Genomic DNA, 14,232 nt, shown 5'->3' with positions numbered 1-14,232 from the left:
ATCCGGCCCCGGGGCGCCGGAACGGGAGTTCCGGCCGGTACAGCCGACATGAGCGAGGAGAGCGTGAGGCGAGTCGAGGGCGCGACCGGTACGGACCCCGAGGCCTGGTCCGCCGGCCTGCACCGCATGTGGCTGGCCGCGCAGGACGCCCAGGACATCACGGACATGGCCCGGCACGTCTACTCCCTGATGCTGGCGGAGCGGGGCGTGGTCGCCGTCGCGGGGAGCCGCTGGGACGGCCGCAGCCTGCGGTACGTGCGGCGGCTGACGGCCGACGGCGCCGCCGCGGCAGCGACCACGACCCCTCTTCCCGGCAGCGTGCGGACCGTGCCCGCCCGGCTGCCCGCCAGGGGCGGGGAGGACGCCGGGAACCGCGCGCCGGTGCACCTGTACGAGCACGACCTGACCACGGACGACGAGGGTTTCGCGCCCGAGGCGGCCCTGCTGGCCGAGGCGGGGGCGCGCCGGGCCCTGGAGGCCCGCTTCTCGCTCGGGGGCGACGACTGGGCGGCCTTCTCGCTGGGGCTGGGCGGGAGAGAGGAGGCCGATCCCTTCCTGCCGACGCGGCTGCTCCAGCTCAGCGAGGTCCTGGTGGCCGGCAACCGGCGGGTCCTCGAACACAGGGCCGCGGAGCGCCGCCGGGTGGAGGAGGCATTCCTCGCCGAGGCGTCCCTGCAGATGGACGCCAGCCTCGACGCGCGGGAGACGCTGGAGCGCGTCGCCCGGCTCGCCGTCCCGGCGGTGGCGGAGGCCTGCGTGGTGCACCTGTGCCGGCCGGGCAACCTGCTGTCCCCGGTGGCCACCGTGCACGTGGCGGCGGCCGTGCAGCCCTGGCTGCGCGGCGTGGCCGCGGACGACCCGTGGCTGGACGGGGCCCTGCGGGCCGCGGCGGGCCTGCCGCACGGCACCCTGCTCACGGGCGAGGCCCTGGGGACGTCCGTGTTCGGACCGCACGGCGACGGGCCGGGCCGGGCCGTGCGGGCCGTGAGCATCAGTCCGCTGCGGGCCCGCGGGAAGCTGCTCGGCACGCTGACGTTCGTCTACCACCGTCCCGAGCGGGAGATCGTCGATCTGCGGGTGCTCGACGACCTGGCCGGCCGGGCGGCGCTGGCCATCGACACCACCACCGCCTACGAGCAGCGCCGCCGCAACACCGAGCAGCTCCAGCGGCACCTGCTGCCGGGCACCCTGCCCGACTGGCCCGGCGTCGGGCTGACCGCGGCCTACGAGGTGGCCGACGACTCCCTGGAGGTGGGCGGCGACTTCTACGACGCCGTGGTGCGCCGGGACGGCGCGCTGGCCCTCTTCGTCGGGGACGTGTGCGGCCGGGGCGCCGAGGCCGCGGCGCTGGCCGGCCTGGCCCGGCACACCCTGCGCGTCCTGCTGGAGGACAAGGCGCCGCCGGGCGAGGCGCTGAGCCGTCTCAACGGCGTGCTGACCGGCCAGCAGGCCGCCCGGTTCGTCACCGCGTTCGTCGGCGTGCTCACCCCGGACGGCGACGGGTACGCCGTCGAGGCGGCCTCGGCCGGGCATCCGCGTCCGCTGATCCGCCGCGCGGACGGGCGGGTCGAGGAGGTCCGGGCGTCCGGGATGCTGCTGGGGGTGGTGCCGGACGCCCTGTACGAGCCGGGCAGGACCGTGCTGGGGCCGGGCGACGCGCTGGTGATGTTCACCGACGGCCTGTCGGAGGCGCGCTCGGCGGACGGGACGATGTTCGAGGACGTACTGCCCGGGGCGGTCCGGGAGAGCTGTGGCGACGGGAGCGACGCCGCCGGGCTGATAGCCCGCGCGACCGCCTTCCGGGCCCTGGGCGACGACGACACCGCGGTGCTGGTCGCCCGGGTGGCGCGGGAACGGGTGGCGGAGCAACAGGTGGCGGAGGAACGAGTGGAGGACGCGCGATGAGCGGCGTGCCGGAGACGACGGACCAGCGGCGCACGGCCCCCGACCGGATCCTGGTCGTGGAGGACAGTCCGGAGGACGCCGAGGCGATCGGGCGCGCGCTGCGCCGCACCCATCCCGACCTGGTCCTGGAGTTCACCGACCGCGGGGAGGGCCTGGTGGAAGCGCTGCTCGCCCGCGAGGACCTTCCCGGGCTGATCCTGCTGGACCTCAACATGCCCGGCATCGGCGGGCACGCGGTGCTGGAGCGGATCCGCTCCCGGCCGGAGCTGGGCGCGGTGACGGTGGTGGTCTTCACCTCCTCCACCGCCCCCGCCGAGGTCGACGCCTGCTACGCGGCGGGGGCGGACAGCTACGTCTACAAGCCGGTCAACTTCGCGCTCTTCCAGACGGTCCTGAAGGGCGCCGTCGACTACTGGCGTCAGGCCGGGTCCGGCTCGGAGCTCCCGAGCGTGAAGTAGAACGCCGTCCCGCCGCCGGGGACGGCGTCCAGCCAGATGCGGCCCCCGTGCCGTTCGACGATCCGCTTGACCAGGGCGAGGCCGACTCCCGTCCCCCCGCCGTGCTCGGCCGGTCCGTGGAGGCGGCGGAACAGGTCGAAGACGTCGTCGCGCCGGTCCGCCGGGATGCCGATGCCGTTGTCCCTGACGACGACGACCTGCTCCGGTCCCGCGGGCGTCCCCGGGGCGTCCCCGGCGGGCGGGACCGGGTGGCGCTCCACGGTGACCTCGACCCGGCGCTCCCCGTCGGGCCGGGCGTACTTGGCCGCGTTGACCAGCAGGTTGACCAGGATCTCGTCCAGCCGGTCGGCGTCCGCCCGGACCCGGGGCAGCGTCCCGCGGACCACGGTCACCCGCTGCTCGGCCAGCCGGGGCCCGGCCACCTCCAGGGCCGCGTCCAGGGCGCTGCCGAGCTCCACCTCGCGCACCCGCAGCCCGGCGCGGCCGAGCCGGGCGTAGTGCAGCAGCGAGTTGAGCAGCTCGTCCATGCGTCCGGCGAGCCGCTGCATGGTCCGCAGCCGGTGCAGCGTGACCTCGTCGAGCCCGTCCCCGGCGTCCTCCATGGCGAACGTCGCCGCGTTGGAGATGCCGCGCAGCGGCTCCTTGAGGTCGTGGGCGGCGGCGTGGGCGAAGGAGTCGAGGTCGACGTTGCGCATCCGCAGCTCGTCGTTGATCGCGTCCAGGACCTCGGCGTGCCGCAGGACCAGACCCGTGAGGAGCCGCCACAGCTCCTTGGCCGCCACCCGGTCGCGGACGGTCCAGGGCAGGCTCCGGCCGCGCACGGTGGCCCGGAAGACGGCTCCCGAGCCGCGCGGCGTCAGGCGCTCGCCGCGCGGCCCGACCCGTACCGGCACCGAGGGGTCGGCCGCCCACTGCCGGGGCATCGGGCGCTCCGGGCGGCGCCAGGCGACGTACTCCCCCACCCCGGACAGCGGCACCATCAGCACTCCGGCCGGTCCTCCGTCCGCCGCCTCCGCGCCGCCGCCCGGTCCGTCCTCCTCGGCCAGCCGGTCGGTGCACCAGGGCACGCCCGGCGTCAGCGCCCGGGCCCGCTCCTCCAGCGCCCGGAGCAGGCCGGGCGCGAACGGCTCGCCCGCGCCCAGGGTGCGTTCGGCCCGCCGGAGCACCACCCCGTCCGCGTCGAGGAGCTCCATGAGCGGGCCGCCGCCGTCGCCGAGGCCCTCTTCGAGGCGTTCCCGTTCGAGCGCCTCGGCCACCGCCGCGGAGCGGGCGGTGGACTCCACGTGCGCGTCCGCGCGCTCGCGCTCCTCGATCGCGGACAGCTGGAGCGAGAACGCGGCGCCGAACATCTCGCACGCCGAGCGCACTTCCGGGGTGATCCGCGCGGGCTCCGCCCCGTGGCAGGCGATCAGCCCCCACAGGCGCCCCTCGCGCAGCACCGACACCGACATGGAGGAGCGCACGCCGATGTTGCGCAGGTACTCCAGGTGGAACCCGGAGACGGTGCGCAGCGCGGCCTGCGACAGGTCCAGGGGCTCGCCGGTGGCCTCCCGCACGGGCGGGTGCAGTCCGACGGCGACGTCGTCCACGTCCCCGATCACCCGGATCCAGTTCTCCCGGTACAGCCGCCGGGCCTGCGGCGGGATGTCGGTCGCCGGGAACCACAGTCCCAGCCACGGTTCCCAGCCCTCCCGGACGTCCTCGGCGACCACTTCGCCCGGACCGTCCTCGCCGTCGAAGCGGTAGGCGACCACCCGGTCGAAGCCGGTCAGCGCCCGTACCTCGCGCACCGCCACCCGGCAGCAGTCCTCAGTGTCCTCCGCCGACCGCAGCCGGGCCAGCGCCCGGCGCACCCCCTGGTAGAACCCGCGCGCCTCGGGGCCGTCGGCGCCGCGCGGCTCGAACTCCATGATCAGCAGCCCGTCCCGGCGGTGGGCGGACACGTCGAACCGGCGGCCCGGGGCCGTCACGTCGTCCGAGAGGGCGAGCGCGGCGGGCACCCCGCCCTCGTCGCCGGCCGCCTCCACCGCCTCCTCGAAGGCGGCGGCGGACACCAGGCGCGTCACCGGCCCGCCGACCAGGTCCACCGCCTCCACGCCGAGGAGGTCTCCCGTGTTGCGCGCGGCGACCTCGACCACGCCGGTCTCCGGGTCGACCGCCACCAGCGAGCCGCAGGACTGCACGCCGCCGAGCAGATGGATCGGTTCGCGTACGCACCGCGTGAGGTCGAAGCCCCCTTCCGCGGCCCCTTCGGCCTCCTGAGCCCGCCGCGACAGCCATCGCTGGTCCACTGGTTCACCGCTCTCCCGGGACCCGGCCGGAACCTCCGGCCCCGGACCCGGTCCCATCCTCCCCCGTTCGCCGCCGGCGGCTCACCTCGAAGGAGGCGCCAGGACGTGGAGCGCTCCCGGCCGCACCCGGGCCGTCACCGGCAGGGTCGCGTCGACCTCGCCGTCGGCACCGTACGGAAGCGCCCGGTCCGCCTCGATGCGTATCTCCCGGCCGCGCAGGATCTCCACCTGCGGACGCCGCACGTGCGCCCCGGTCTTCAGTTCGTTCATCGTCGCGAAGAAGTGGTGCTTGGGGGCGTCGCCGATGACGACGACGTCCAGGAGTCCGTCGTCGAGCCGGGCGCCGGGGGCGACGTTCCTGCCGAAGCCGTAGAAGCCGGAGTTCGCCGCCACGACGGTGTAGCCGGTGCGCTCGTGCGTCACGCCGTCGACGGTGACGCGGTAGGCCGCGGGCTTCCACGTGAGGACGGCCCGCAGGCCGCCCGCGTAGTACGACGCCGCTCCGCGCAGCAGTCGCGAGGCGTTCGCGTGGTGGTTGGCCACCGCGTCGACGCCCGCGTACACGCTCCCCAGGACGGAGATCCGCGCGTGCGCGGCGGACTCCACCTCGATCGTGTCCACCGGGCGCGGGTCGCCGTCGAGCAGCACCCGTGCGAGGTCCGGGGCGTCCGCGGGCAGGCCGAGGGCGCGGGCGAAGTCGTTGCCCCGGCCGGCGGGGACCAGGCCGAAGACCGTGTCCGTGCCGCTGAGCGCGCCGCCGACGCAGCCGGCCATCCCGTCGCCGCCGACCGCGAGCACCACGTGCCCCCGCCCGCCCGCTTCCCGGGCGATCTCCCGCGCGTGTTCCAGGCTCCGGCTGTACACGGTGTCGAGCCGCGCACCCGCTTCCCGCAACAGCCGGGCCAGCGGGAGCAGGGCCGCCGTGCCGCTGGATCCCCCTGCGGTGGGGTTGACGACGGCGGTGAACTGTCGCATGGGTCAGGCCTCCGAGCGGGAGAGAGGGGAGCGACGGGCGGGGCGACGGGCGGTCGGCTCCCGGGGCACCGTACGCGGACGCGGTCGGTGGCGGGAGTCCCCGGGGCCGCCGGTCCGTCCGCCGGTCCGCGGGGTGCGTCGTCCGCGGACCGGCGGGGAACGGGGTTCAGCGGACGGGGACGAGAACGCCGGGGCTGAGGACGCCGGAGGGGTCGACCTCGGCCTTGACGGCCTGGAGCATGCGGACGCCCAGGGGACCGATCTCGCGGGCGTACCAGTCGCGGTGGTCGGTGCCGACGCCGTGGTGGTGGCTGATCGTGCCGCCCGCCGCCAGGATCGCGTCGTTCGCGGCGTGCTTCACGGGCTCCCAGTGGGCGACCGGGTCCTCGCCCTGCGCCGAGACGACGGTGAAGTACAGCGAGGCGCCGTTCTCGTAGGTGTGGGAGACGTGGCACATGACGAGCGGCGGGGTGCCGGCCTCGGTGAGGGCGTTCGTCAGGGCGTCGCGGACCGCCGTGTAGAGGCCGGGCAGCGCGGACCAGAAGGCCGCGGTCTCCAGGGTCTCGGCGAAGGCGCCGGCGTCGAGCAGCGCGTCGCGCAGGTACGGGGCGTCGTAGCGGCCGTGCGCCCAGCGGTCGCCGGGCTCCTCGCCGACGTACTCGCCGCCGGCGTCGAGCAGGATCTCGCGGGCGGCGGCGCGGCGAGCCCCGGTCTCGGCCTCGGTGCCCTCGTAGCCGGCGATGGCCATGCAGCCTCCGCCCTGCGGGACGCCGGAGGCGCCGATGGCGTCCGGCTGGGCGAGCCCGACGAAGGTCTCGGTCTCGTCGGAGAGGCGCAGCACGGTGGGGCGCGGGCCGTCCTGCGCGAGGCGGCGGAGGGCGGCGGTGCCCGCCTCGAAGGAGGCGAAGCGCCAGCCCTCGTAGACGCGCCTGCGGGGCAGGGGGCGGATGCGCACGGTGACGGCCGTGATGACGCCGAGGCTGCCCTCGGAGCCGAGGATCAGCTGGCGCAGGTCGGGACCGGCGGCCGAGCGGGGCGCGCGTCCGGTCTCCAGGGTGCCCTCGGGGGTGGCGACGGTGAGCGCGAGGACCATCTCGTCGAAGCGGCCGTATCCGGCCGAGGCCTGGCCGCTGGAACGGGCGGCGGCGAAGCCTCCGACGGACGCCCACTCGAAGGACTGCGGGAAGTGCCCAAGGGTCCAGCCCTTCGCGTTCAGGAGTTCCTCGACGCGCGGGCCGCGCAGTCCGGGTTCGAGGACGGCGGTGCGGGAGACCTCGTCCACGCTCACGAGCCGGTCGAGGCGGCGCAGGTCGAGGGCGACGAAGGGCCGCTTCGTCTCGGGCGCCAGGCCGCCGACGACGGAGGTGCCGCCCCCGAACGGGACGGCCGACAGGCCGTGCGCTGCGCAGACGCGCAGGACGGCGACCACCTCGTCGTGGCCGTCCGGGAGGACGACGGCGGCGGGGACGTCGTCGACCTCGCCCGCGCGGATGCGCAGGAGGTCGGGGGTGGACTTGCCCCGGGTGTGCCGGACGCGGCTCTCGGCGTCCTCCCGCAGGGCGTCCCCGGCGGCGAGCGCCCCGGCGAGCGCGGTGCGCGCCTCGTCGGTGAGGGGGGAGGGCGGGAGGTCGAGGGCGTCGAGGGTCGCCGGTCCGCTCGGGCGGGGGGTGACGCCGAGCAGGTCGCGCAGCAGGCCCGTCACCGCGTCGGGCAGGGGGGCCGCCTTGGCCGGGTCGCCCCAGCCGCTCCACAACATGTCCACTTCGAGGGTTTCCTCTCGGTCTGTTCCACGGACGGTGCTGCCGCTCGGCCCGTACTGGCATTACACTGTGACAGATGACGCCCATTCGTCACAACCACTCGGACCCCACGGAACCCGGCCGGCCGGAGCGCAGGCGCTCGGACACCGACCTCGTGCTGGACGCGGCACGCGACTGCGTCCTGGCCGTCGGCGTGCGCCGGACGACCCTGACCGACGTCGCCCGGCGCGCGGGCGTGTCCCGGATGACGCTGTACCGCCGGTGGCCCGACGTCCGCAGCCTCGTCGGCGACCTGATGACCCGTGAGTGGACCGCCGTGGCGGCCGGAGCCATGCCGGCCGACTTCGACGACCGGCCCGTCCGGGCGCGGATCGTGGACGGACTCGTCGCGGGCGCCGCCGCGTTCCGGGCCCATCCGCTCTTCCACAAGATCCTCGACGTGGACCCCGAACTGCTGCTGCCCTACGTCCTCGACCGCAGGGGAGCCAGCCAGGAGGCCTTCCTCGGGCTGCTCGTCGCCGCGATCGGGGCGGGCCACGAGGACGGGTCCGTGCGCCGGGCGCCGGTGGACCTCCAGGCCCGGTCCCTGCTGCTCGTCGTGCAGTCCTTCACGCTCTCGCTGCGCACCATGACCGACGAGACCGATCCCGAACTGAACCAGGACGCCTTCCTGGGCGAACTGCGCACCCTGCTGGAGAGGACCCTCACCCCATGACCTCCACGAGCGGCCCCGCCCTGCCCGGTTCCTCCCTGAGCGCCGAACGCCGCGGCCGCGAACTCGGCGCGCTCGCCGACGGCGCCGAGGTCGACGTCCTCGTCGTCGGGCTCGGCGCGACCGGCGCGGGCGCCGCGCTCGACGCGGCCACGCGCGGACTCGACGTCGCCGCGATCGACGCGCACGACCTCGCGTTCGGCACCTCGCGCTGGAGCTCGAAGCTGATCCACGGCGGACTGCGCTACCTCGCCACCGGGCAGCTGGACGTCGCCCACGAGAGCGCCGTCGAACGCGGCGTGCTGATGGAGCGGACGGCGCCCCACCTGGTCCGCGCCCAGCCGTTCGTCCTCCCCCTCACCCCGCTCGTCAGCCGCGGTCAGGCCGCGCTCGCCCGGGCCGGCTTCCTCGCGGGCGACGCGCTGCGGGCCTCGGCCCGCACGTCACGCCGCACGCTGCCCGCCCCGCGCACCCTGTCCGCGGTCGAGACCCGCCACCTCGCTCCGGCCCTGCGCCCGACCGGCCTGCGCGGCGGCCTGCTGTCCTGGGACGGCCAGCTCACCGACGACGCGCGCCTGGTGACCGCGATCGCCCGCACCGCGGCGGCCCACGGCGCGCGGATCCTCACCCGCGTCCGCGCGCTCGAACTCACCGGCGACGGCGCGCTGGTCCGCGACGAGACGAGCGGCGAGGAGCTGCGCGTCCGCGCCCGCGTGGTCGTCAACGCGGCCGGGGTGTGGGCGGGCGGCCTCGTCGACGACGTCCGGCTGCGGCCCTCCCGCGGCACCCACCTCGTCCTACGCGACCAGGACCTCGGCCGGCTCTCCGCGGGGCTGCACATCCCGATCCCGGGCGAGGCCAACCGCTTCGTCCTGGTCCTCCCCCAGGGCGACGGCCGGGTGTACGTGGGACTCACCGACGAACCCGTCGACGGCGAGGTCCCCGACGTGCCGGACGTCCCCGAGACCGACATCGGCTTCCTCCTCGACGTCCTCGGCTCCGCCCTCGACGTCACCCTCCGCCGCGGGGACGTCGTCGGCGCCTTCGCCGGTCTGCGCCCGCTCCTGGACACGCGCGACGCGGGAGGCCGTACCGCCGACATCTCCCGCAGGCACGCGATCCTCACCTCGCCCGACGGGGTCGTGACCGTCGTCGGCGGCAAGCTGACGACCTACCGGCGGATGGCGCAGGACGCCCTCGACGCCGCCGTGGCCGCCCGCGGCCTGGCCGCGGGCCCCTGCCGCACCGCCTCGGTGCCCTTGGTGGGCGCCGCCCGGCCGCAGACCCTCGCCGGCCTCGACGTCCCGGCGCGGCTCGTGCGCCGCTACGGCACCGAGGCCACCGCCGTGCACGCGCTCGGGCTCCGGGAACCGGACCTGGCCCGTCCCGTCGTCCCCGGCCACCCGGTCACGCGCGCCGAACTCCTGTGGGCGGTCCGCCACGAGGGCGCGCTCGACGCCTCCGACCTCCTCGACCGCCGCACCCGCATCGGCCTCGTGACCGAGGACCGGGCGGTGGCGGTGGCGGCGGCGGACGAGGCGCTGACGCGGACGGCGTGACGACGGCCGGCCGGGGGCGGACGTTCGTGGGGCTCCGGGCGCCGTGCGCGGCCCGGAGCCCCCGACAGGCGCGCCCGGGTGGGGCCGTCAGCCCCCGGCCACCAGGGCCTTGAGCGCGATGTTGAGCCTCAGGACGTTGACCCGGGGCTCGCCGACGAAGCCGAGGACGCGGTCGTCGGTGTGGTCCGCGACCAGCGCGTCCACGGCAGCGACGGGCAGGTGGTTCCTCGCCGCGACGCGGTGGACCTGGAGCCCGGCGTACTCCGGGGAGATGTGCGGGTCCAGGCCGGAGCCGGAGGAGGTGACCGCGTCGGGCGGCACGTCCGAGGGCTTCACCGTGTAGCCCTTCACCGAGTTGTCCTCGACCACGGCCGCCTTGGCTTCCCTGACCCAGGTGATCAGGTCCTCGTTGTCGCCGGAGCGGTTGGTGGCGCCGGAGAGGACGATCGAGTACCGGGTGTTGACGCTGTTGGTGCCCAGGCCGTTGGAGGGGCGGGGCTGGAACCACTTCAGGTCCGGGGCCGGCGTCTCCTCGCCCTCCTTCAGCGGCAGGTTGTAGGTCTGGCCGATCAGTTCCGAGCCGACGACCTTGCCGCTCGCGTCCTCGATCTGCGAGCCGTCGGCCTTGCCGGGGAAGGCGACTTGGGCGGCGCCGGTGACGGCGAGCGGGTAGAGCACACCGGTGATCACGGTCAGGACGAGCAGGGCGCGCAGTCCCGCCCAGAGCACTCGGCCCGTGTTCACTGCTGAGTTGTTCATCGTGGATCAGCCGATTCCGGGGATGAGGGAGAGGAGCATGTCGATGAGCTTGATGCCGGCGAACGGGGCGACCAGGCCGCCGAGTCCGTAGACGCCGAGGTTGCGGCGGAGCATCGCGTCGGCGCCGGAGGGCCGGTAGCGCACGCCCTTGAGGGCGAGCGGGACGAGGGCGACGATGACCAGCGCGTTGAAGATCACGGCGGAGAGGATCGCGGACTCGGGCGAGGCCAGCCCCATGACGTTGAGCCTGTCCAGGCTCGGATAGGCGACGGCGAACATCGCGGGGATGATCGCGAAGTACTTCGCGACGTCGTTGGCGATCGAGAAGGTGGTCAGGGCGCCCCGGGTGATGAGGAGCTGCTTGCCGATCGCGACGATCTCGATGAGCTTGGTGGGATCGGAGTCGAGGTCGACCATGTTGCCGGCCTCCTTCGCGGCCGACGTGCCCGTGTTCATCGCCACGCCCACGTCCGCCTGCGCGAGCGCCGGGGCGTCGTTGGTGCCGTCGCCGGTCATCGCGACCAGCTTCCCGCCCGCCTGCTCCCGCCTGATGAGGGCCATCTTGTCCTCGGGGGTGGCCTCGGCGAGGAAGTCGTCGACGCCGGCCTCCTCGGCGACGGCCTTCGCGGTCAGCGGGTTGTCGCCGGTGATCATGACCGTACGGATGCCCATGCGGCGCAGCTCGTCGAACCGCTCCCGCATGCCCTCCTTGACCACGTCCTTGAGGTGGACCACGCCCAGGACCCGCGCGCCCGCGCCGTCCTCCACGGCCACGAGCAGCGGCGTGCCGCCGGCTTCGGCGATCCGGTCCGCGAGCGCCCGCGCGTCCCCGGCGACGCGTCCGCCCCGCTCCTCCACCCAGGCCGCGACCGAACCGGCCGCGCCCTTGCGGACCTTGCGCCCGTCCACGTCCACGCCCGACATGCGGGTCCGGGCGGTGAAGGCGATCCACTCGGCGCGAGCGAGTTCGTCCCGGTGGCGTCCGTGCGGGCCGTACTCCTCCTGGGCGAGGGCGACGATCGAGCGGCCCTCGGGCGTCTCGTCGGCGAGGGAGGAGAGCCGGGCGGCGTCGGCGAGTTCCGCGGCCGTCGTCCCGTGTACGGGCAGGAACCCGGCGGCCTGGCGGTTGCCGAGGGTGATCGTGCCGGTCTTGTCGAGGAGCAGGGTGCTGACGTCGCCGGCGGCCTCGACCGCGCGGCCCGACATCGCGAGGACGTTGCGCTGGACGAGCCGGTCCATGCCCGCGATGCCGATCGCGGAGAGCAGGGCGCCGATGGTGGTCGGGATCAGGCAGACCAGCAGGGCCGTCAGGACGATCAGTGAGGTCTGTTCGTCGGCGCCGGCGTAGACCGCGAAGGGCTTGAGGGTCACCACCGCGAGCAGGAACACGATCGTCAGGGAGGCGAGGAGGATGTCGAGGGCGGTCTCGTTCGGCGTCTTCTGCCGCGCCGCGCCCTCGACCAGACCGATCATGCGGTCGATGAACGTCTCGCCGGGCTTCGCGGTGATCCTGACGACGATCCGGTCGGAGAGCACCTTCGTGCCGCCGGTGACGGCCGAGCGGTCGCCGCCGGACTCGCGGACGACCGGGGCGGACTCGCCGGTGATCGCCGACTCGTCGACGCTCGCGACGCCCTCGGCGACGTCGCCGTCGCCCGGGATCACGTCGCCCGCCTCGCAGACCACCAGGTCGCCGACGCGCAGGTCGGTGCCGGGCACCCGCTCCTCGCCCGTCCCGGTGACGCGGCGGGCGACGGTGCCGGTCCTGGCCTTGCGCAGGGTGTCGGCCTGCGCCTTGCCCCGGCCCTCGGCCACCGCCTCCGCCAGGTTGGCGAAGACCGTGGTCAGCCACAGCCAGGCGGTGATCGCCCAGCCGAACCAGTCCGTGGGGTCCGTGGCCGCCAGGACGGTGGTCACCACCGAGCCGACCAGGACCACGAACATGACCGGTGTCCTGATCATCACCCGGGGGTCGAGCTTGCGCAGCGCGTCGGGCAGGGAGGCGATCAGCTGCCCGGGGTCGAAGAGGCCGCCGCCGACCCTGCCCGGCACCGGCCGGTGACCGGTGGGGGCGTCGTGCCGGGGAGCCGTCGCGGACGAGGCCGTGGGAGCCATGGTGTTCTGCTGCTTCTTCACGTCGATGGTCATGCCGCGAGCCCTTCGGCGAGCGGTCCGAGCGCGAGCGCCGGGAAATAGGTGAGACCGGTGATGATCATGATGGTGCCGACCAGGAGGCCGCTGAACAGCGGCTTCTCCGTACGGAGGGTGCCCGCCGTCTCCGGGACCGGCTTCTGCTCGGCGAGCGAACCGGCCAGGGCCAGGACGAACACCATCGGCAGGAACCGGCCGAGGAGCATCGCGATGCCGAGGGTGGTGTTGAACCACTGCGTGTCGGCGTTGAGGCCCGCGAACGCGGAGCCGTTGTTGTTGGCGCCGGAGGTGAAGGCGTAGAGGATCTCGGAGAAGCCGTGGGCGCCGGAGTTGGTCATCGAGTGCGCCGGGGTGTCCAGGACGAACGAGGCCGCCGTGAAGCAGAGCACGAGCGCCGGGGTGACCAGGATGTAGCAGGCGGCGAACGTGATCTGGCGGGTGCCGATCTTCTTCCCCAGGTACTCAGGGGTGCGGCCGACCATCAGGCCCGCGAGGAACACGGCGATGACCGCCATGATCAGCATGCCGTAGAGGCCGGAGCCGACGCCGCCGGGCGCGATCTCGCCGAGCTGCATGCCCAGCATGGTGATGCCGCCGCCGAAACCGGTGTACGAGGAGTGGAAGGAGTTCACGGCGCCGGTCGACGTCAGCGTCGTGGCGACCGCGAACAGCGACGAGCCGGCGATCCCGAACCGGGTCTCCTTGCCCTCCATCGCCCCGCCGGCCAGCTCGAACGCCGGTCCCCTGCCCGCGAACTCGGTCCACATCATCAGGGCGGTGAACCCGAGCCAGATGACGGCCATCGTGCCGAGGATCGCGTACCCCTGCCTGAGGGAGCCGACCATGCGGCCGAAGGTGCGGGTCAGCGCGAAGGGGATGAGCAGGATCAGATAGATCTCGAAGAGGTTGGAGAGGGCGTTCGGATTCTCGAAGGGGTGGGCGGAGTTGGCGTTGAAGTAGCCGCCGCCGTTGGTGCCCAGCTCCTTGATGACCTCCTGCGAGGCCACCGCCCCGCCGTTCCACTGCTGCGTCCCGCCCATGAACTGCCCGACCTCATGGATCCCGGAGAAGTTCTGGATCGCGCCGCACGCCACCAGCACGAGCGCGCCGGCCACGGAGATCGGCAGCAGGATCCGGACGACGCCGCGGACCAGGTCGGCCCAGAAGTTGCCCAGCTCACCCGTACGCGAGCGGGCGAAGCCCCGTACCAGGGCGACCGCCACGGCCATGCCTACCGCCGCCGAGACGAAGTTCTGCACCGCGAGGCCGCCGGTCTGCACGACGTGGCCCATGGCCTGCTCGCCGTAGTACGACTGCCAGTTGGTGTTGGCCACGAAGGACGCGGCCGTGTTGAACGCCTGGTCCGGGTCGATCGACACGAAGCCGAGCGAACCGGGCAGCGACCCCTGCACGCGCTGGAGCAGGTACAGGAACAGCACGCTCACGGCGGAGAAGGCGAGCACCCCGCGCAGATAGGCGGGCCAGCGCATCTCCACCGACGGGTTCGCGCCGATCGCCCGGTAGATCCACCTCTCGGGCCGGTGGTGCTTCTCCGAGGAGTACACCTTCGCCATGTGGTCGCCCAGCGGCCGGTACGACAGAGCGAGGGCGACGACCAGCGCCAGGAGCTGGAGCACACCGGCAAGAACAGGACTCATCTCT

10 protein-coding genes are annotated in these 14,232 nt (G+C 74.4%); 4 read left to right on the top strand and 6 right to left on the bottom strand.

Features of this window, described 5'->3' with window-relative positions; translation table 11 throughout:
• Positions 1–63: 63 nt before the first annotated feature.
• Together AB0398_RS13070 and AB0398_RS13065 are read left to right on the top strand one after the other, a co-directional pair.
• Positions 64–1,905: a GAF domain-containing SpoIIE family protein phosphatase gene (locus AB0398_RS13070; RefSeq protein ID WP_366374452.1), complete on the top strand. Its 1,842-nt coding sequence runs from the start codon at positions 64–66 to the stop codon at positions 1,903–1,905.
• Entirely contained in the window at positions 1,902–2,363 is a 462-nt protein-coding gene (locus tag AB0398_RS13065; RefSeq protein WP_366374451.1) for a response regulator, read from the top strand. The genes AB0398_RS13070 and AB0398_RS13065 overlap by 4 nt, the downstream gene beginning before the upstream one ends.
• On the opposite strand, the gene AB0398_RS13060 is transcribed toward AB0398_RS13065, so the two are convergent.
• The 3 genes from AB0398_RS13060 to AB0398_RS13050 all read right to left on the bottom strand — a co-directional run bounded on the left by AB0398_RS13060 (position 2,324) and on the right by AB0398_RS13050 (position 7,391).
• Positions 2,324–4,654 (bottom strand): ATP-binding protein, encoded by a 2,331-nt coding sequence (locus AB0398_RS13060; RefSeq protein WP_366374449.1) that lies wholly within the window; start codon positions 4,652–4,654, stop codon positions 2,324–2,326. The two genes, AB0398_RS13065 and AB0398_RS13060, sit on opposite strands and share 40 nt — an antisense overlap.
• Before the next feature lie 81 nt (positions 4,655–4,735).
• Positions 4,736–5,629, bottom strand: a complete 894-nt coding sequence (locus tag AB0398_RS13055; RefSeq protein WP_366374448.1) for a YegS/Rv2252/BmrU family lipid kinase — start codon at positions 5,627–5,629, stop codon at positions 4,736–4,738.
• Between the two features lie 166 nt (positions 5,630–5,795).
• Positions 5,796–7,391, bottom strand: coding sequence for an FAD-binding oxidoreductase (locus tag AB0398_RS13050; RefSeq protein WP_366374447.1), 1,596 nt, complete (start codon positions 7,389–7,391; stop codon positions 5,796–5,798).
• A gap of 152 nt (positions 7,392–7,543) precedes the next feature.
• On the opposite strand from AB0398_RS13050, the gene AB0398_RS13045 reads away from it, so the two are divergent.
• Positions 7,544–8,104 carry a TetR/AcrR family transcriptional regulator gene (locus AB0398_RS13045; protein WP_366374546.1) on the top strand — a complete coding sequence of 187 codons (561 nt, stop codon included), beginning with the start codon at positions 7,544–7,546 and terminating at the stop codon, positions 8,102–8,104.
• Complete coding sequence (locus tag AB0398_RS13040; RefSeq protein WP_366374445.1) at positions 8,101–9,660, top strand: glycerol-3-phosphate dehydrogenase/oxidase; 1,560 nt, start codon at positions 8,101–8,103, stop codon at positions 9,658–9,660. The genes AB0398_RS13045 and AB0398_RS13040 overlap by 4 nt, the downstream gene beginning before the upstream one ends.
• Before the next feature lie 87 nt (positions 9,661–9,747).
• On the opposite strand, the gene AB0398_RS13035 is transcribed toward AB0398_RS13040, so the two are convergent.
• Genes AB0398_RS13035 through kdpA form a run of 3 tightly spaced genes read right to left on the bottom strand, consistent with a single transcriptional unit; the run spans position 9,748 to position 14,228 of the window.
• Positions 9,748–10,419 (bottom strand): potassium-transporting ATPase subunit C, encoded by a 672-nt coding sequence (locus AB0398_RS13035; protein WP_366374443.1) that lies wholly within the window; start codon positions 10,417–10,419, stop codon positions 9,748–9,750.
• A gap of 6 nt (positions 10,420–10,425) precedes the next feature.
• The gene (gene kdpB / locus AB0398_RS13030) at positions 10,426–12,567 is read right to left on the bottom strand and encodes a potassium-transporting ATPase subunit KdpB (protein ID WP_366374442.1); all 2,142 of its coding nucleotides are present in this window, start codon (positions 12,565–12,567) and stop codon (positions 10,426–10,428) included.
• Entirely contained in the window at positions 12,564–14,228 is a 1,665-nt protein-coding gene (gene kdpA, locus AB0398_RS13025) for a potassium-transporting ATPase subunit KdpA (protein WP_366374440.1), read from the bottom strand. The genes kdpB and kdpA overlap by 4 nt, the downstream gene beginning before the upstream one ends.
• Positions 14,229–14,232 lie beyond the last annotated feature (4 nt).

Origin of the sequence: Streptomyces sp. NPDC086147, from assembly GCF_040702165.1 — a bacterium.
GTDB lineage: Bacteria > Actinomycetota > Actinomycetes > Streptomycetales > Streptomycetaceae > Streptomyces.
The sequence above is the reverse complement of the archived record's forward strand: the minus strand, read 5'-3'. Positions and strand labels throughout refer to the sequence as shown.

What these genes read in the sequence shown, in the direction of transcription:
- AB0398_RS13065 (WP_366374451.1), top strand. Translation starts at nt 1,902, where the DNA reads ATGAGCGGCGTGCCGGAGACGACGGACCAGCGGCGCACGGCCCCCGAC.
- AB0398_RS13055 (WP_366374448.1), bottom strand. Translation starts at nt 5,629, where the DNA reads ATGCGACAGTTCACCGCCGTCGTCAACCCCACCGCAGGGGGATCCAGC.
- AB0398_RS13040 (WP_366374445.1), top strand. Translation starts at nt 8,101, where the DNA reads ATGACCTCCACGAGCGGCCCCGCCCTGCCCGGTTCCTCCCTGAGCGCC.
- AB0398_RS13035 (WP_366374443.1), bottom strand. Translation starts at nt 10,419, where the DNA reads ATGAACAACTCAGCAGTGAACACGGGCCGAGTGCTCTGGGCGGGACTG.
- kdpB (WP_366374442.1), bottom strand. Translation starts at nt 12,567, where the DNA reads ATGACCATCGACGTGAAGAAGCAGCAGAACACCATGGCTCCCACGGCC.
- kdpA (WP_366374440.1), bottom strand. Translation starts at nt 14,228, where the DNA reads ATGAGTCCTGTTCTTGCCGGTGTGCTCCAGCTCCTGGCGCTGGTCGTC.